Source organism: Actinomycetospora chibensis, from assembly GCF_028737215.1.
Taxonomy (GTDB): Bacteria; Actinomycetota; Actinomycetes; order Mycobacteriales; family Pseudonocardiaceae; genus Actinomycetospora; species Actinomycetospora chibensis.
The window spans coordinates 148097-165573 of the sequence record NZ_JAQZAM010000008.1 but is presented as its reverse complement, the minus strand read 5'-3'; the positions used below and the strand labels follow the sequence as shown (position 1 = coordinate 165573).

The window sequence follows — 17477 nt, the reverse complement described above, 5'->3', positions numbered from 1 at the left end:
CGATAGGACCTCATGACCGCGCCAGCGCGTCCCCGGCGCGCCGGGCGCGCTCGACGACGGGGCCGATCGCCTCGACGACGGCGTCGACGTCGGCGGCGGTGGAACTGTGGCCGAGGGAGAAGCGCAGCGAGCCGCGGGCGAGGTCGTCGTCGAGGCCCATGGCCAGCAGGACGTGGCTGGGGCGGGCGACGCCCGCGGTGCAGGCCGAGCCGGTGGAGCACTCGATGCCCCGGGCGTCGAGCAGCATGAGCAGGCTGTCGCCCTCGCAGCCGGGGAACGACAGGTGCGCGTTGCCGGGCAGGCGCTCGCCGGGCCGGTCGAGCGGGACGCCGTTGAGGCGCGCGTCGGGCACCTCGGCGATCACGCGTGCCACGAGGTCGTCGCGCAGGGCGGTGAGGGTCGCGGTGCGCCGCTCGATGTCGCCGACGGCGGCCCGCACGGCCGTCGCCAGGCTCATCACGCCGGGCACGTCGAGGGTGCCGGAGCGGACGTCGCGTTCCTGCCCGCCGCCGTGCAGCAGCGGGGTGCACGCGGCGTCACGGCGCAGCAGCAGGGCGCCGGCGCCGACGGGTCCGCCGAGCTTGTGGCCGGTCAGCGACAGCGCGTCGACGCCGCTGGCGGCGAAGTCGACGGGCACGGCCCCGACCGCCTGCACCGCGTCGGTGTGGAACGGGACGCCGTGCTCGTGCGCGACCTCGGCCAGCGCCCGGACGTCGTTGACGGTGCCGACCTCGTTGTTGGCCCACATGACGCTGACGACGGCGACCTCGCCGGGGTGGGCGGCGAGCGCCTCCCGCAGGGTCGCGACGTCGACCCGGCCCGTCGCGTCGACGGCCAGCACGTCGAGGGTGGCGCCCTCGTGCTCGGCGAGCCACTCCCCCGCGTCGAGCACCGCGTGGTGCTCCGCGGCCGAGACGAGCACGCGGGTGCGGCGGGGGTCGGCGGCGCGGCGGGCCCAGTAGAGGCCCTTGACGGCGAGGTTGTCGGCCTCCGTGCCCCCGGTGGCCAGCACGACCTCCGACGGCAGGGCCCCGACGGCCTCGGCGACCGACTCGCGCGACTCCTCGATCGCCCGCCGCGCCCGGCGGCCCGCCGAGTGCAGGGACGACGCATTGCCGACGCGCCCGAGCGCCTCGGTGAGGGTGGCCGCCGCCTCCGGCAGCATCGGCGTGGTCGCCGCGTGGTCGAGATAGGTCATCGACCGGCCAGCGTAATCCCCTCGTGCACGATCGGCTCCCCCGCTCCGGGGTCAGGTCCCGCTCGGGCCCGCCCCGGGACGAGCGAAGGGCACCTCCGCTCGATCTCTCCGAGCGAAGGTGCCCTTCGGTTCACCTGTCGGGCGCGCCTACGAGCTGCGCTTGCCGACCTCCTCGGTCAGCTGCGGGCTGATCGAGAAGAGGTCGCCCACGACGCCGAAGTCGGCGATCTCGAAGATCGGGGCCTCGGGGTCCTTGTTGACCGCGACGATCGTCTTCGAGGTCTGCATGCCGGCGCGGTGCTGGATCGCGCCGGAGATGCCGAGCGCGATGTAGAGCTGCGGCGAGACCGTCTTGCCGGTCTGCCCCACCTGGAACTGGTTGGGGTAGTAGCCGGAGTCGACGGCGGCGCGCGAGGCGCCGACCGCGGCGTGCAGCGAGTCCGCGAGGGTCTCGACGACGTTGAAGTTGTCCGCCGAGCCCACACCACGCCCGCCGGCCACGACGACGTTCGCCTCGGTGAGCTCGGGGCGGTCGCCGCCGACGATCGGCGCGCGGTTCGACACCCTGGCCGACTTCGCCTCGTCGATCGCCGGGAGCTCGACGTTCTCCTGCGTGCCCGCCCCGGCGTTCTCCTCGACCTCGATCGAGCCCGCGCGCCACGAGATCACCGCGGTGTCGGTGGTCGCGTGCGACTGCACGGTGAAGGCGCCACCGAAGATCGAGTGGGTGCCCTCGCGCTGGCCGTCGACCTCGACGAGGTCGTTGAGCCAGCCGGAGTTGGTGCGGACGGCCAGACGGCCGGCGACCTCGCGGCCGTCGGCGCCGGCGGCGATGAGCACGGCCGGCGGCGAGACCCGCTCGACCAGCGCCGCGAGGGCGTCGACCTGCGGGGTGGACAGGTAGTTCACCGCGTCGTCGGACTCGGCGACGTAGACCTTCTCGGCGCCGTGCGCCGCGAGGCCCTCGGCCAGCTTGGCCGCGGTGCCGGGGGTGCCGACGACGACGGCCGACGGCTCGCCCAGGCGGCGGGCCGCCGTGAGCATCTCGTACGTGTTCTTCTTGATCTCCCCGTCGACGTGGTCGACGAGGACCAGGACCTCAGCCATGGTTCTCCTCTGCGGTGTCGGTGGGGCGGATCAGATGAGCTTCTGGCCCACGAGGAACTCGGCGATCTTCTGGCCGCCGTCGCCCTCGTCCTCGACCTTCTGGCCACCGGACTTCGGCGGCCGCGGCGCGAACGAGTCGACCTGCACCAGCGAGCCGGCCAGGCCGACCTCGCCGGCCTCGAGCCCGAGGTCGGAGATGCCGAGCGCGCTCACCGGCTTCTTCTTCGCGGCCATGATCCCCTTGAAGGAGGGGTACCGCGGCTCGTTGATCTTCTCGCCGACGCTGACGACGGCGGGCAGCGACGCGGTGACGTCGCAGGTGCCCTCGTCGGTCTCGCGCTTCACGCTCGCGGTGCCGTTCTCGACGGTCAGTGCGTTGGCGTGGGTCAGCGACGGCCAGCCGAGGAGCTCCCCGAGCATCCCGGCCATCGCGCCGCTGCGGCCGTCGGTGGCCTCGTTGCCGGCCAGGACGAGGTCGACGTCGCCGACCGTGCCGACGGCCTTGGCCAGCACCTTGGCGGTGGTCACGGCGTCCGACCCGTGGAGGGCCTCGTCGTTGACGTGCACGGCCTTGTCCGCGCCCATCGAGAGGGCCTTGCGGATGGCGTCCGTGGCGCGGTCGGGGCCGACGGTGAGGATCGTGACCTCCGCGTCGCCGGCCTCCTTGATCTTGAGCGCCTCCTCGACGGCGCGCTCGTTGATCTCGTCGAGCACGGCGTCGGACGACGCGCGGTCGAGGGTCTTGTCGGAGTCGGAGAGGGTGCGCTCCGACCAGGTGTCGGGCACCTGCTTGATCAGCACGACGATGTTCATGGGCCTCCTGCGACCTCCTGTGCTCGCATCCGTCTCGCGACGAGTGGCTACCGACGGGTAGCTTACTTGTCGGTAACTTGCGTTCTGCCCCGACTCTCCCACGCCTGCGTGCGCAGAGCAGCGTGGCGTATCCCTCTCATGTTACTGACGAGTAGGGTGTAGGCACCTACTCGTGGGTAACTTGGTCCCGCCCACGATGGGGATATCCTGACCCCACGCCGGGGCGGACAGGACCGCCCCGACACCCCCAGGGAGTCGTCGTGCCCGGTCTGTTCTCGAAGGTCCAGGAGTTCCTGCGGAGCCCGCAGGGCCGCAAGTACACCGACCAGGCGAAGCGCTACGCGTCGGACCCCAAGAACCGCGAGAAGGCTCAGGGGATGCTCAACAAGTTCCGCGGCAAGGGCGGTCAGGGCGGCGGACACCGCTGACCGGCCCGCGCTGACGATCTCCGTGCCGCGGGTGCTCCTTCAGACCCGCGGCACGATCGTCTCGAGGTCGCTCTGCAGCGCGTCGAGCACCCGGTCGGTCGAGGTGACGACGCCGCAGCGCTGCGCGGTCCAGGTGATCGCCTGCTCGTGGTGGGCGCGGGAGAAGTCCGCCGTCGCGTCGGCGACCAGGAACGGCTGCACGTCGCGCATGAACGCCTCGACGGCGGTCACCATGCAGCCGATGTGCGCGTAGATGCCGGTGATCAGGAGCTGGTCGCGGCCCGCGTCGGCGAGCAGATCGTCGAGGTTGCTGCGCTGGAAGGCGCTGTAGCGCCACTTGGTCAGCACCTCGTCGCCGGGCTCGGGGGCGAGCTCGTCGAGGATCGCCACCACGCCGGGATCCTCGACGTAGGCGGCGGCCGGGCCGCGGCCCCAGAAGTCGTCGAGCAGACCGCGCTCCGCAGGGGGCTGCTCGCCGGGCTGCGCGGTGTAGACGACCGGGACGCCGAGGACCCGGGCGCGGGCCGCGAGCGCGGCGATGTTCTCGACGCAGCGGCTCACCGGCTCCTCGGTGCGCGAGAACGGGGCCACGAAGTAGCGCTGCATGTCGTGCACGAGCAGGACCGCCCGCGCGGGGTCGGGCGTCCAGTCCGGGCGGCTCGCCGGCAGCTCGTGGGCCCGCGGCAGGGTGTAGGGCGCGATGGTCGGCAGGCTCACGACGGGCTCTCCTCGTCGGCGTCAGGGTCGGGGTGTTGTCCTGGTGTCGGGCGGCGCGCGTGGTCGGCCAGCGCGGCCCGCAGTGCCCGGCGGCTGGTCTTGCCCACGCCGGTCGCGGGGAAGGCGTCGACCACCTCGACGGTGTCGGGCACCTTGTAGGCCGCGACCCCGCGGTCGCGAACGAAACGGCGCAGCGCCGCGGGGCGTGGGGGCTCCCGGCCGGGCACCGGGATGACGTAGGCGTGGGTGCGCTCGCCGAGGAAGTCGTCCGGGACACCGACGATCGCGGCGTCGACGACGTCGGGGTGGGCCAGCAGGTGGTTCTCCACCTCCTCGGCCGCGATCTTCTCGCCGCCGCGGTTGATCTGCTCCTTCACGCGGCCCGACACGATGATGTTCCCGGCCGGGTCGAGCCGGACCAGGTCGCCGGTGCGGTAGAAGCCGTCGGCGGTGAACGCCGTCGCGTTGTGCTCCTCGGCGCGGTAGTAGCCGCGGATCGTGTAGGGCCCGCGGGTCAGCAGCGCGCCCACCTCGCCCGGAGCGACGTCGCGCTCCTCGGGGTCGTCGGGCACGACCACGCGGATCTCGTCGTCCGGGGAGATGGGGCGGCCCTGGGTCTCGACGACGATGTCGTCCGGATCGTCGGCGCGGGTGTAGTTGACCAGCCCCTCGGCCATCCCGAAGACCTGCTGCAGGCGCGCCCCCAGCACGGGCCCGATCTTCCGCGCGAGCTCGGCGGCGCACTTGGCCCCGCCGACCTGCAGCTCCTGCAGGCTCGAGAGGTCCCGCGACGTCGAGGAGGTGGCCTGGACCCAGGCAGCCGCCAACGGCGGGACCACGGCCGCCAACGTGACGCCCTCGGCCTCGATCAGCCCGAAGCACGTGTCGGCGTCCGGCGAGGGCGCGAGCACCGAGGTGCCGCCGGCGTGGACCACGCCGAGCAGGCCCGGCGAGCTCATCGTGAAGTTGTGCGCGGCGGGCAGGGCCGCGAGGTACACCGTGTCCGGGCCCAGCCCGCAGATCTCCGCGCTGGCCCGGACGCTGTAGAGGTAGTCGTCGTGGGTGCGCGGGATCAGCTTGGGCAGGCCCGTCGTCCCACCCGAGAGCTGCAGGAACGCGATCGACGACGGGTCGGCGTCGTCCCCGGGCAGGGCACCGGCCGGGGTGCGGCGGAGCGAGCCGAGGGTGACGACGCCGGAGGGCACGTCACCGGCCGAGGGCGCGGCGACCACCACGTGGCGCACCGCGTCGACGGCCCCGGCCACCTCGAGCGCCGCCGCGGCGTGGTCGAAGCGGTCGCGCCGGCCCACGGTGACGATCGCCGTCGCCTCGGCGTGCTCGGCGAAGTAGCGGATCTCGCTGGCGCGGTGCGCGGGCAGCGCGAACACCGGCAGTGCGCCCAGGCGGAACAGCGCGAAGACGACCTCGAGGTACTCGGGCACGTTCGGCAGCCACACGACGACGCGGTCGCCCGGGGCCACGCCGAGCTCGCCCAGCCCGGCGGCGAGGCCTCGGGCGCGGGCGTCCAGCTCGTCGTAGGTCCAGCGCTGCGGGCCCGACGGGCCGGTGCCGACGACGGCCGTGCGCGTGCCGTGCGCGGCGACGGCGGCGTCGAGCAGGCCGGCGAAGGTCTGACCGGTCCAGTAGCCCGCGGCCCGGTAGCGCTCGGCGACCTCCGGGGGGTACGGGACGACGCCCTCCTCCGCGGGGCGTGCGGTGGTGGTCACGGCGTCGCCTCCAGCCCGAGCGCCGAGAGCAGTGTGCGGAACTTGGCACTCGTCTCCGCCAGCTCGGCCTCGGGGCGGGAGCCCTCGACGACCCCGGCCCCCGCGTAGACGCGCACCGCGCGTCCCGCGACCTCGGCGCACCGGATCGTGACCGCCCACTCGCCGTCGCCATCGGCGTCGCACCAGCCGACGAGGCCGGAGTAGAAGCCGCGCGGGAACTCCTCGAGCTCCTCGATGGCGGCGCGGGCCGCATCGGTCGGCTCCCCGCACACCGCGGGAGTGGGATGCAGCGCCTCGGCGAGCTGCAGCGAGGTCGGCGCGGGGTCGCGCAGCGTGCCCTCGATGCGGGTGCCGAGGTGCCACAGGGAGGCGGTCCGCGTGACGCTCGGTGCGGCGGGGACCTGCAGCGACGTGCAGTAGGGCGCCAGCCGCTCGGCGACCCGGTCGACGACGAGCGCGTGCTCGCGCAGGTCCTTGACCGACGACGCGAGCTCCTCCCCGCGGCGGGCGTCCTCGTCGGGGTCGGGACTGCGGGGGGCCGTCCCGGCGAGGGGGTGGGACACGACGAGGTCGCCGCGGCGGGCCGCGAGCAGCTCCGGGCTGTTGCCGACGAGGGTGCGGGCGCCGGAGTTGTCGGCAGCGTTCTCCGCCGGGTCGGTGACGTCCGCCGCGAACACGTACCCCGTGGGGTTGCGGGCGGCGAGGCGCTCGAGGACCACGGCGAGGTCGAGGGGCGCGGGCGCGGTCAGCGTCGCCGCGCGGGCGAGCACGACCTTCTCCAGGTCGCCCTCGGCGATCATCTCCAGCGCGCGGCGCACGGCGGCCGCGTACCGCGGCGGGGCCGGCTCGGCGCGGAAATCCCACCGGGTGCCCACCGACGCGGGCGCCGAGGGCGGCGCGGTCAGCGGCGGTGCGGGCGGGGCGTCGCCCTCGTCGCGCGCGAAGGTCGGCGTGCGGTGGACGTGCCCCGGGACCACGAGGCGGGCCTTGCCGGGCGCGAACCCGACCGCCCCCACCACCAGCGGGTCGGGGTTGCCGGCCGCCCGCTGGGCCGCGAGCGTCGCCGCGGCCATCGCACCCACCGAGCCCGGCGAGGCGTCCGGGACACGGGTCCGCACCCCGGTGGTCCGCAGCGTCACCTCCCGGGTGGAGAAGAGGAACGCCCCCGGACCGGAACCGGGGCCGGGCGGGACGTCGACCGACACGTCCTGCCCCACGGGCTCGAGCTCCGGGCCGGCGCTGGTCGGGGTGCTGGTCATCGGGGTCCTCTCACGGTGCGGGCCGAGGGCGGTGGTCGGACGTGCGGGGACGGCAGCGGTGGAGGTCGGGGGACGGTCGGCTCAGGGCCCGAGGGAGGCTCCGCCGTCGACGTAGACGGTCTGGAGGGTGACGTGACGGGCGGCGTCGGAGGCGAGGAACGCGACGACCTCGGCCACGTCCTGCGGCGCGGCGATCCGCCCGAGGGGGATGCCGAGCTTGAACGTCTCGGCCGAGCCGCGGACGAGGGCGGCGTGGTCGGCGGGCAGGTCGCCCATGGCGCTGAGCATCCCGGTGTCGGTCGACCCCGGGCAGACGACGTTGGCGCGCACGCCCCGCCCGGCGAGCTCGAGGCCCAGGACGCGTGTGAGCGCGACGGCGGCCGCCTTCGACGCGGCGTACGCGGCCATCCCCGTCCGCGGGACGCCCGCGGCGTTGGACGCGACGGTGACGACGGAGCCGCGCCCGCGGTCGGCGAGCCGGGCGCCGACGGCGCGGCAGGCGTGCATGACGCCGGTGGCGTTGACGTCGAGGCAGTGCCGCCAGTCGGCGTCGTCGAGCTCGGTGATCCGGCCGACGTGCAGCACGCCGGCGACGTTGACCAGCGTGTCCAGCGGCCCGAGCGCCTCCTCGGCGGCGTCCACCGCCTTCTCGACAGCGGCGGCGTCGGTGACGTCGGCGGGCACCGCGACCGCGGCGCCGCCGTGCTCGCGGACCGCTGCGGCGGCCGCCTCGACGGCCTCGGCGTCGCGGTCGAGCAGCGCGATCGGCGCGCCCGCGTCGGCCAGGCGCCGGCAGACCGCGAGCCCGATGCCGCCGGCGGCGCCTGTCACCAGGGCCGTCACGACGTCACCACCCCCGGGTCGCCCCACCGCGGCCCGACGGTGGCGGGCTCGCCGCTCTCGTGGGCGACCGGCAGGTCGGGCTCCGGACGCCGGTGCCCGAGCACCGAGTCGAGGATCTCGCCCGCCCGCACGGCCGTGGTCGAGAGCAGCGTCGAGCTGATGCCGTGGGTGTGCTCGGTGGGTCCCTGCAGGTAGACGCCGGCCGTGAGCGGTTCGACGGTGTGCAGCCGGTAGTCGCGGTCGACCAGCAGCTCGCCGTCCTCGGCCCGCCGGCACCAGGCCCCGATGTCGCCGAGCAGCCCGCTCGGGTCGATCGGCCGGTAGCCGGTGGCGTAGACGACGACGTCGGCGGCGATCGTGTGGTGGTGGCCGGTGGTCAGGACCTCGACGTCGACCTCGACGTCGGGACCGTCGGCCCCTGCTCCGGGTCCGTCGCCGTCGACGTCGGGATCCGGGGAGCGCACGCTCGACACCCGCGAGGCCCCGTGCACGTGCAGGCGCCGCGGCCCCCGGACCTGCTCCTGGTAGGCGCGCCGGTAGAGCTCGGCGATCAGGTCCGGGTCGACCACGGAGTAGTTCGTGTTGGCGTGGTAGTCGAGCAGCATCTGCTTGACCTCGCCGGAGGCCGCGAAGAAGTGGTCGACCGCCTCGGGATCGAAGATGCGGTTGGCGAACGACGTGTCGTCGGCCGGGCTGTAGCCGTAGCGGGAGAACACCGAGTGCACCTCGGACGCGTCCTCGCGGTCGTGCAGGTGTGCCGTCGTCTCCGCCGCGCTCTGGCCCGCGCCGATGACCACGTAGCGGCGGCGGCGCGGACCGGCGGGCGGGAGCTCGTCCAGGCGGGAGAGCAGCTCGCTGTTGTGCCAGATCCTCCTCCCGCGCGCGACCCCCTCGGGCAGCCACGGGACCAGGCCGGTGGCGAGCACGAGGTTGCGGGTGCGCACGACCCGGGACTCGGCGGCGCTGCCCTGGGCGTCGCGAAGGACGACGTCGATCTGGTCGATCTCGCCGTCCGGCCCGGTCACGGGGTGCACCGCGACAGCCCGCGTCCCGTACGCGACGAGGTGGCGGACGTCGGCGGCACACCACTCGAGGTAGTCGTGGAACTCGACCCGCGAGGGGAACAGCGACTTGTTGTTGATGAAGTCGGCCAACCGGCCCTGGCCCTGCAGGTAGTTCAGGTAGGACCGCGGGCTCGTCGGGTCCCGCATCGTCACGAGGTCCTTGAGGAAGGAGACCTGCATGGTGGCCCCGTCGAGGAGCATCCCGCGGTGCCAGCCGAAGGCGGCCTGCTGCTCGACGAACGACGCGCGGATCCGCGAGGAGTCCGGCACGCGCTCGTTGTGCTCCTGCACCGCCAGGGCCAGCGCGAGGTTCGAGGGCCCGAACCCCACCCCGAGGATGTCCACGACATCCCCAGGCGATCCCGGTTCGCGATTCATCGTTCTCCCCGGCGTCGGCGACCGTTAGGGAACCCTAACCTAACCAGACGAATGCGGCGATGACCATGTCGGCCCTCCCACATCGCGTGGTCGGGCGGTCACGGGGTGTTGCCGCCACGGGCCGGCTCCGGGGTCAGCACCGGCCGCGACGCGCGACGGGCCCGGCCCCCGATCGGTGGGGCCGGGCCCGTCGTGGACCTCGGGTGCGCTCGTCAGAGCACGCTGATCGCGATGGTGTTGCCGCTGAGGTTGTCGTTCAGGACGCGGTTGCAGACGATGTTGCCGACGTCGGCCCCGCCGACGGGCGCCTGCGCGAGGACGTTGCCCAGCGCCGCGTCGCCGTCGGTGCCGCCGTTGGCCGTGAACTTTCCGTCCTCGTCGGCGGTGTCGGCACACCCGTTCGCGGGGTGCCGCTGCGCGTGCCGGAGGAGCCGCGGTCAGCGGTGGCGCACACCCGGGAGTAGGCCACCGGCGTGCAGCGCCGTCGCCCACAGCGCCGGCTCGATGAGCAGGCGCACGAGCCGCTTGCCATCGGTGTCGAGCCCGAGGCCGTCCACCTGGTTGCGGTACTGCGCGATGTTGCCGGGGAAGACGGCGACGAGGAACGCGGTCGCGAGCGCCGACATCCGCCGGCGCTCCTTCGGCAGGGCCAGCAGCCCGAGACCGAGGGAGATCTCCACCGCGCCGCTCAGCAGCACGACGTCGTCGGCGTCGATCGGCACCCAGGGCGGGACCTGCGACCGGAACTCCTCGCGGACGAACGTGAGGTGGCCGGTGCCGGCGAGGATGAGGCCGGCGCCCCACCCCCACCGGCACAGCTGCTGGGTGAGCGGCGGCGTCGTGCTGGCGGTCATGGGTCTCGGACCTTCCTGACGGGGACGTCGCGGGGAGGTACCCCGTCAGCGCCGTCCGAGACCGCGAGCGCGCGGGACCCGGGGGCGGCTGCCGGTCGGCGCGTCGGACACTGTGACGCGATGAGCGACCTCGCGCGGGAGCCGGCGCTCCCCCTCACCGGCGAACGCACGGTGCCCGGGCTCGACGTCGAGAACTACTGGTTCCGCCGCCACGAGGCCGTCTACCTGGCGCTGGCGCCCGCGTGCGCGGGGGCGCTCGTTCTCGACGCCGGGGTCGGCGAGGGGTACGGGGCGGCGCTGCTGGCCTCGTCGGCCCGCCGGGTGGTCGGTGTCGAGCTGGACCCGGCCGTCGCCGCCCACGTCGCCGCGCGCTACCCGACCGTCGGCGTGACGCGCGCCGACCTGCAGGCCCTGCCGGTGGCCGACGGGACGGTCGACGCGCTGGTGACGCTGCAGGTGATCGAGCACCTGTGGGACCAGCCGGGCTTCCTCGCGGAGTGTGCGCGCGTCCTGCGCCCCGGCGGGCGGCTGTTCTGCGCGACCCCGAACCGGCTGACCTTCTCCCCCGGCGCCGGGCCCGACGACCGTCCGCTCAACCCGTTCCACACCCGCGAGCTGACCGGGCCCGAGCTCGCCGGGCTCGTCGCCGACGCCGGCCTTGCCGTGGAGTCGCTGACCGGCCTGCACCACGGCCCGGCGCTGCGGGCGCTCGACGCGCGCCACGGCGGCTCGCTCATCGACGCGCAGATCGCGCTCGCGCTGTCCGGGGCACCGTGGCCCGATCAGCTCGCCGCCGACGTGGCCGCGGTGTCGGCCGGGGACTTCGAGCTGCGCGCCGACGAGATCGACGCGTCGCTGGACCTGCTGGTCAGCGCCGTCCGACGGCCGTGAGGGCCGGGTCGGCGACCTCCTCGGGCAGCGCCTGACGCATCGCGCCCGCCGCGGCCTCGCCGACCACCACGTCGCCCGTGTCGCCGCCGCCGGTGCAGGTCAGGCCGCCCCCGGTGAGCTCCCCGCCGCCGCCCGTGCACTGCTCGGCGGTGGTCACCGGGACGCCCGGGACGGGCGAGGCGACGGCCGTGCCGGCGAGCCCGAGGAGGGCACCGCCCGCCGAGACGGTGGCGAGTGCTCCGGCGACGATCCGAGACGTGCTCCGAATGGGGTCCCTTCCGGGGTCGGGGGTGACGCTCACGGTCCAACGAGGCGCGCCCGCTCCCCGTGATGGCCCCGGCGGCCGCTCCGCCGTCCGGGGACGGTGGGAAACTCTCCCGTCGGGGTCGCACCGGGGTCGGACGACGGGAGGACGGACGTGTCGAGGGAACCGGTCGGCACGTTCTGCCTGGTCCTGCACTCCCACCTGCCGTGGCTGCTGCGCCACGGCGCCTGGCCCGTGGGCGAGGACTGGCTCTACCAGGCCTGGGCGCACGCGTACCTGCCCGTCGTCGAGACGCTCGAACGCCTGGCGGCCCGGGGCCGGCGTGACGTGCTGACCCTCGGCGTCACGCCCGTGCTGGCCGCCCAGCTCGACCACCCGGCGGCGCTGCGGTCGATGCACACATGGCTCGCGGACTGGCAACTGCGCGCGCACGAGGCGCGGGATCCCGCGCTCTCGACCCGCGAGCACCGCGCCGCCGCCCACGCCCTCGAGGTCTTCGAGCGCGACTGGCGCCACGGCGCCTCGCCGGTGCTGGGTCGCCTCGCCGACGCCGGGGTCGTCGAGCTGCTCGGCGGGCCCGCCACGCACCCGTTCGCGCCGCTGCTGCCGGGGCGCGTGCGCCGGTTCCTGCTCGACGCCGGCCTGCGCGACTCGGCCCTGCGCCTGGGCCGCCGGCCTGCGGGGATCTGGGCGCCCGAGTGCGGCTACACCCCTGGGCTCGAGCACGACTACGCGGCGGCGGGCGTCGAGCGCTTCCTCGTCGACGGCCCGGCGCTGCGCGGCGACACCGCGGCCGCGCACCCCGTCGACGGCACCGACGTCGTGGCCTTCGCGCGCGACCTCGAGGTCACCTACCGGGTGTGGTCGCCGCGCGCGGGATACCCGGGCGGCCCCGACTACCGCGACTTCCACACCTACGACCACGACACCGGCCTCAAGCCCGCGCGGGTCACCGGCCGGCGGGTGGCCACCGCGGACAAGAAGCCCTACGACCCCGCGCGCGCCGCCGCGGCGGTGGCGCGCGACGCGCAGGACTTCGTCGACGTGGTGCGGGCACGGCTCGAGGCGTTGCGCACGCAGCGGGGGCGGCCGGGCCTGGTCGTCAGCGCGTTCGACACCGAGCTGTTCGGCCACTGGTGGCACGAGGGCCCCGCGTGGCTCGAGGCGGTGCTCGCGGCGCTGCCGGCGACCGGGGTCCGCGTGACGACCCTGCGGGGCGCGGTCGAGGCCGGCCACGTCGAGGAGCCGGTGGTGCTGCCCGCGTCGTCCTGGGGGTCGGGCAAGGACTGGCGGGTGTGGGACGGGCTCGCCGTGCGCGACCTCGTGGCCGACAACGAGGACGTGGCGCGCCGCCTGCTCGCGGCGATCGACGGCGGCCCGCCGTCCGCCGGCCGCGACGCCACCCTCGACACCCTCGCGACCCAGGCCGCGCTGGCGCTCTCGAGCGACTGGGCGTTCATGGTCACCAAGGACTCCGCGGCGCACTACGCCCGTCGCCGCGCGGCGCAGCACCGCGACCGCGTCCGCGAGCTGACCGACCTGCTCCCCGCCGGCCGGCACGACCTCGCGGCCTCCCGGGCCGCCGAGTTCGCCGCCCAGGACGACGTCTTCGGGCGCCTCGACGCCCGCGCCCTGCGCCGTCGGCCCTCGGACGACCGGCGCGCCGCCCCTACCTACTCCGGAGTAGGCTCGCTCGCCTGAATGTCAGCGAAGTGCCGTCGCAGACGTTCAGTGTCCGTATCGGTACTTCGATCATGGGCGGGAGGGCCGGCGCGCGTGCGGGTGCTCATGCTGTCCTGGGAGTTCCCGCCGGTGGTGGTCGGCGGTCTCGGGCGCCACGTCCACGCGCTGGCGACGGCCCTGGGCGCCGCGGGGCACGACGTGGTGGTCGTCTCCCGCCACCCCGCAGGCACCGACGCCGAGACGCACCCGACGGCGATCGAGCGCGTCGACGGCGTGCGCGTCCTGCGCGTGGCCGAGGACCCGCCGCACCTGGAGTTCGTCCGCGACCTCGTCGCCTGGACCCTCGGGCTGGGCCACGCGATGCTGCGCGCGACGGCCGGCCTGCTGCGGGACTGGACGCCCGACGTCGTCCACGCCCACGACTGGCTCGTCGCCCACGCGGCGATCGCGCTCGCGGACCTCACCGGCGCGCCGCTGGTCGCCACGATCCACGCCACCGAGGCCGGCCGGCACGGCGGCTGGCTCTCGCAGCCGCTCAACCAGCAGGTGCACTCCGTGGAGTGGTGGCTCGCCCGGCGCGCCGACACCGTCGTCACCTGCTCGCAGGCCATGCGCGCCGAGGTCTCGGGGCTCTTCGACCTCGACCCGGACGACGTCGCCGTCGTGCACAACGGCATCGACCCCTCGGGGTGGGCGGGCCGTGCCGCGCCGGACCGCGACAGCCCGCCCCGCCTCGTCTACCTCGGGCGCCTCGAGTGGGAGAAGGGCGTGCACGACCTCGTCGCCGCCCTCCCTGCGATCCGCCGCGCCCACCCCGGCACGCAGCTGCTCGTCGCGGGCACCGGCTCGTGCTCGGACTGGCTCGCCGAAAGGGCCCGTGTCGCGCGGGTGCGGCGGGCGGTGCGACTGCTCGGCCACGTCGACGACGCCACGCTGCGCGATCTGCTCGCCGGCGCCGACGCGGCCGTGCTGCCCAGCCGCTACGAGCCCTTCGGCATCACCGCGCTCGAGGCCGCCGCGGCGGGCGCGCCGCTGGTCGCGTCCCGGGCGGGCGGGCTGGGCGAGGTGGTCGTCGACGGCGTCACCGGCCTGTCCTTCGCGCCCGGCGACGTGCCGGGGCTGGCGGCGGCGGTGACCCGGTGCCTGGACGACCCCGTGGCCGCCCGGGCGCGCGCCGACGCGGCCCGCCGACGCCTCGACACCGACTTCGCCTGGCCCTCCATCGCCGCCGAGACCGCAGGCCTCTACACCGCGGCCCGCCCCGGTCCTCCGCGCGTCCTCGGTCGCCCCAAGATCCCGACGGGCAACGTCTTCGGCACCTCGTGAGCAGTCTCCGGGACCATGGCTCAGAAGCTCACGCACGATCGGCGGCCGGCTCGCCCGCCGACGTGCCCGGTGCGCCGTCCGGGGAGGCCACCGCCTGCCCCGCGGCCAGGGCCGTCTTGCGCGCGATGTCCGCGAGGGCGGCGCGGTCGGCGGCCGCGGCCTCGTAGTCGGCCAGCCGGTCGCGGACCACGCGGGCCGGCGCGCCCACGGCGACGGAGTAGTCCGGCACCTCGCCCCGCACCACGGCGTGTGCGCCGAGCACACAGCCGCGGCCGACCCGCGCGCCGCGCAGCACCGTCACCTTGGTCCCGATCCACGTCTCCGGACCGATGCGCACCGGCGACTTCACGATGCCCTGGTCCTTGATCGGCGCGTGCACGTCGGCGTAGCGATGGTCGAAGTCGCAGACGTAGATCCAGTCGGAGAGCAGCGTCGCCTCGCCGAACTCGATGTCGAGGTAGCAGTTGATCGTGTTCTCGTTGCCGAACACCGACTTGTCCCCGATGCGCAGGGAGCCCTCGTGGCAGCGCACACGGGTGTTGTCGCCGATGTGCACGAACCGGCCGATCTCCAGCCGCCCGAAGCCCTCGCGGGCATCGAGCCGCACGCCCTTGCCCAGGAACACCAGCCCGTGCAGCACGATGTGCGGCTGCCGGACCCGCACCTTGATCATCCGCCAGTACCGGACGAGGTAGAACGGCGACCACGCGCGGTGGCGCACGATCCAGCGCAACGACGCCCAGGTGACCAGCCGCGGTTGGCGCGGATCCGACCTCACGGGCCTGACCCTACGATCGCGCCGTGGCGTCCCCCCGATCCGGCCCGACCGTCGCCGTGGTCGGCAGCGTCAACCTCGACCTGGTCGCCCGGGTCGAGCGGCTGCCGGCGCCCGGGGAGACCCTCACCGCGCGCAGCGTCACCCGCGTCCCGGGCGGGAAGGGCGCCAACCAGGCCCTCGCCGCGGCGCGGCTCGGCGCCCGCGTGCGGCTGTTCGCCGCCGTCGGCACCGATCCCCTCGCCGGGGAGGCGCTGACGCTGCTCCGCGACGGCGGGGTCGAGCTCGGGTCGGTCCGCCGGGTCCGGGACGCCCCCACGGGTACCGCGGTGATCCAGGTCGACGACGACGGCGAGACCACGATCGTCGTCGACCCCGGCGCCAACGCGACCCTGACCGTCGACCCCGCCGCCCTCGACGCCGACGTCGTGCTCACCGTGCTCGAAGTGCCCGACGAGCCCGTCGCGACGGCGATGGCGGCGTCCGGGTTCACCGTCCTCAACGCCGCCCCTGCACGGGCGGTCGCCGGCGACGTCCTCGCCGGGCTCGACCTGCTGTGCGTCAACGCCGGCGAGTACGGCGCCCTCGCCGCTCACGCCGACCTCGACGACGTCGTCGCCGTCGCGATCACCCACGGCGCCGCGGGGGCCGAGCTGCGCCGCCGCGGGCGGGTCGTCGCCCACGTCGCGTCGCCGCCGGTCGACGCCGTCGACGGCACCGCGGCCGGGGACGCGTTCACCGCCGCGCTCGCGATCGCGCTGGCGACCGGCGTCGACGACGAGAGCGCCCTGACGCGGGCCTGCCGGGCGGGCGCGCTGACCGCGACACGTCCCGGAGCCCAGCCGTCGCTGCCGACCTTCGAGGAGATCGACGTCCCGTGGCCCCGCTGATCGTCGACACCGACCCCGGCGTCGATGACGCCTACGCGCTCGCGCTCGCCGCGCACGCCCCCGAGGTCGACCTGCGCGCCGTCACCGCCGTCTTCGGCAACGTCGACCTGCCGACCACCACGACGAACGCGCGCCGCCTGCTCGGGATGCTCGGGCGCGGGGACGTGCCGCTCGGGGTGGGCGCCGACCGGCCGCTGATCCACCCGACGACCGGGCGCGCGGCCGACGTCCATGGCGACGACGGGCTGGGCGGGGTCGCCGAGCGCTTCGGGCCGCTCGGTCCCGAGCCGGCCGGACGGGCGCTCGACGTGATCGCCCGCGTGCTCGGGACCAGCACCGAACCCGTCGTCCTCGCCGCGATCGGCCCGCTGACCGACGTCGCCCTGCTGCTCGCGACCCGCCCCGACCTCGCCGAGCGGATCGGCCGGCTCGTCGTCATGGGCGGGTCGGTCGGGGTCGGCGGCAACGTCAGCCCGGCCGCGGAGTTCAACGTCTGGTCCGACCCCGAGGCCGCGCGTCGCGTCCTCGTCGAGGAACGGGTGCCGACGACGCTGGTGCCCCTGGACCTCACCCACGAGGTGACCGTCGACCGCGCCTGGCTCGACGCCCTCGCCGCGTCCGGGCCGGTCGGCGAGGCCCTGGCGGCGACCCGCACGGTCTACGCGCGCGGCGAGGGGCTGGGCGAGGACCGCGTCCCGATCCACGACGCGGTGGCGCTGCTCGAGGCGATCGTCCCCGGGACGCTCGCCACGGTGCCGCTGGAGGTCGAGGTCGACACGTCGCTCGGCCCCGGCCGCGGGACGGTGCACGCCGACCGCCGGGGCCGGGCTCCCGGCGGTCGGACGGTCGACGTCGCGCTGCCCGACGGCACCGACGTCGACGCGGTCCGCGCCGCCCTCCTGGAGCGCCTGGGCACTCACATGTGATCGCGGCAGGTCGTCGCCTCCGGGCGGGCCTCGAGACGCTCGTCGTCGATCGCCTTCCCGCAGACCTCGCAGACACCCCACGTGCCGTCGTCGGTCCGTGCGAGCGCGGCGTCGATCCCCGCGATCTGGCGCTCGACGTCGTCGGCGAGACCCTTGTCCTCCATGCGGGTCTCGACCTCGGTGGCGGCGTCGGCCGCGCGCTGGCCCAGCGCACCCTCGGTGTCGTCGGAGGGGTCCGGCGCCTCCTGCTCGACGGACCGCCCCATCTCAGCCAGCCGCTCCCGCTCCTCGGTCATCTGCGTCCGCGCCTGCTGTGCATCCATGGGCACGGGA

General features: G+C 75.2%; 18 protein-coding genes. 6 read left to right on the top strand and 12 right to left on the bottom strand.

The genetic code is table 11. The features are described 5' to 3' along the window. Positions 1-10 precede the first annotated feature (10 nt). The 3 genes from PH189_RS14280 to PH189_RS14270 all read right to left on the bottom strand — a co-directional run bounded on the left by PH189_RS14280 (position 11) and on the right by PH189_RS14270 (position 3118). A complete protein-coding gene (locus tag PH189_RS14280; protein WP_274189466.1) occupies positions 11-1198 on the bottom strand; it encodes a cysteine desulfurase family protein in 1188 nt (395 codons plus the stop codon). Between the two features lie 147 nt (positions 1199-1345). Next, entirely contained in the window at positions 1346-2305 is a 960-nt protein-coding gene (locus tag PH189_RS14275) for an electron transfer flavoprotein subunit alpha/FixB family protein (RefSeq protein WP_274189465.1), read from the bottom strand. Between the two features lie 30 nt (positions 2306-2335). Further along, positions 2336-3118 carry an electron transfer flavoprotein subunit beta/FixA family protein gene (locus tag PH189_RS14270; protein ID WP_274189464.1) on the bottom strand — a complete coding sequence of 261 codons (783 nt, stop codon included), beginning with the start codon at positions 3116-3118 and terminating at the stop codon, positions 2336-2338. A 260-nt stretch (positions 3119-3378) separates the two neighbouring features. Here PH189_RS14270 and PH189_RS14265 point away from each other — a divergent pair, with 260 nt between their 5' ends. Next, a complete protein-coding gene (locus tag PH189_RS14265) occupies positions 3379-3546 on the top strand; it encodes a hypothetical protein (protein ID WP_274189463.1) in 168 nt (55 codons plus the stop codon). Between the two features lie 39 nt (positions 3547-3585). Here PH189_RS14265 and PH189_RS14260 read toward each other — a convergent pair whose 3' ends face one another. From PH189_RS14260 to PH189_RS14235, 6 genes are all read right to left on the bottom strand, one after another. Then, complete coding sequence (locus PH189_RS14260; protein ID WP_274189462.1) at positions 3586-4263, bottom strand: isochorismatase family protein; 678 nt, start codon at positions 4261-4263, stop codon at positions 3586-3588. Beyond that, positions 4260-5990 carry a (2,3-dihydroxybenzoyl)adenylate synthase gene (locus tag PH189_RS14255; RefSeq protein WP_274189461.1) on the bottom strand — a complete coding sequence of 577 codons (1731 nt, stop codon included), beginning with the start codon at positions 5988-5990 and terminating at the stop codon, positions 4260-4262. The genes PH189_RS14260 and PH189_RS14255 overlap by 4 nt, the downstream gene beginning before the upstream one ends. Next, positions 5987-7249, bottom strand: coding sequence for an isochorismate synthase (locus PH189_RS14250; RefSeq protein WP_274189460.1), 1263 nt, complete (start codon positions 7247-7249; stop codon positions 5987-5989). Before PH189_RS14250 ends, PH189_RS14255 begins: the two co-directional genes overlap by 4 nt. A gap of 81 nt (positions 7250-7330) precedes the next feature. Continuing rightward, complete coding sequence (locus PH189_RS14245; RefSeq protein WP_274189459.1) at positions 7331-8092, bottom strand: SDR family NAD(P)-dependent oxidoreductase; 762 nt, start codon at positions 8090-8092, stop codon at positions 7331-7333. Next, the gene (locus PH189_RS14240) at positions 8089-9534 is read right to left on the bottom strand and encodes a lysine N(6)-hydroxylase/L-ornithine N(5)-oxygenase family protein (RefSeq protein WP_274189458.1); all 1446 of its coding nucleotides are present in this window, start codon (positions 9532-9534) and stop codon (positions 8089-8091) included. The genes PH189_RS14245 and PH189_RS14240 overlap by 4 nt, the downstream gene beginning before the upstream one ends. Positions 9535-9971: 437 nt before the next feature. Then, positions 9972-10388 (bottom strand): DoxX family protein, encoded by a 417-nt coding sequence (locus PH189_RS14235; RefSeq protein ID WP_274189457.1) that lies wholly within the window; start codon positions 10386-10388, stop codon positions 9972-9974. A gap of 120 nt (positions 10389-10508) precedes the next feature. On the opposite strand from PH189_RS14235, the gene PH189_RS14230 reads away from it, so the two are divergent. Then, positions 10509-11279: a class I SAM-dependent methyltransferase gene (locus PH189_RS14230; protein ID WP_274189456.1), complete on the top strand. Its 771-nt coding sequence runs from the start codon at positions 10509-10511 to the stop codon at positions 11277-11279. Here PH189_RS14230 and PH189_RS14225 read toward each other — a convergent pair. Continuing rightward, a complete protein-coding gene (locus tag PH189_RS14225) occupies positions 11257-11580 on the bottom strand; it encodes a hypothetical protein (protein WP_274189455.1) in 324 nt (107 codons plus the stop codon). The two genes, PH189_RS14230 and PH189_RS14225, sit on opposite strands and share 23 nt — an antisense overlap. A gap of 117 nt (positions 11581-11697) precedes the next feature. Here PH189_RS14225 and PH189_RS14220 point away from each other — a divergent pair, with 117 nt between their 5' ends. Then, positions 11698-13245: a 1,4-alpha-glucan branching protein domain-containing protein gene (locus PH189_RS14220; RefSeq protein ID WP_274189454.1), complete on the top strand. Its 1548-nt coding sequence runs from the start codon at positions 11698-11700 to the stop codon at positions 13243-13245. Positions 13246-13320: 75 nt separating this feature from the next. Next, positions 13321-14553: a glycosyltransferase family 4 protein gene (locus tag PH189_RS14215; protein WP_274189453.1), complete on the top strand. Its 1233-nt coding sequence runs from the start codon at positions 13321-13323 to the stop codon at positions 14551-14553. A 28-nt stretch (positions 14554-14581) separates the two neighbouring features. Here PH189_RS14215 and PH189_RS14210 read toward each other — a convergent pair whose 3' ends face one another. Next, entirely contained in the window at positions 14582-15331 is a 750-nt protein-coding gene (locus tag PH189_RS14210; protein WP_274189452.1) for an acyltransferase, read from the bottom strand. Positions 15332-15354: 23 nt separating this feature from the next. Here PH189_RS14210 and PH189_RS14205 point away from each other — a divergent pair, with 23 nt between their 5' ends. Continuing rightward, the gene (locus tag PH189_RS14205) at positions 15355-16218 is read left to right on the top strand and encodes a ribokinase (protein ID WP_274189451.1); all 864 of its coding nucleotides are present in this window, start codon (positions 15355-15357) and stop codon (positions 16216-16218) included. Further along, positions 16206-17144, top strand: coding sequence for a nucleoside hydrolase (locus PH189_RS14200; protein ID WP_274189450.1), 939 nt, complete (start codon positions 16206-16208; stop codon positions 17142-17144). Before PH189_RS14205 ends, PH189_RS14200 begins: the two co-directional genes overlap by 13 nt. Here PH189_RS14200 and PH189_RS14195 read toward each other — a convergent pair. After that, entirely contained in the window at positions 17135-17467 is a 333-nt protein-coding gene (locus tag PH189_RS14195) for a TraR/DksA C4-type zinc finger protein (RefSeq protein WP_274189449.1), read from the bottom strand. The two genes, PH189_RS14200 and PH189_RS14195, sit on opposite strands and share 10 nt — an antisense overlap. Positions 17468-17477 lie beyond the last annotated feature (10 nt).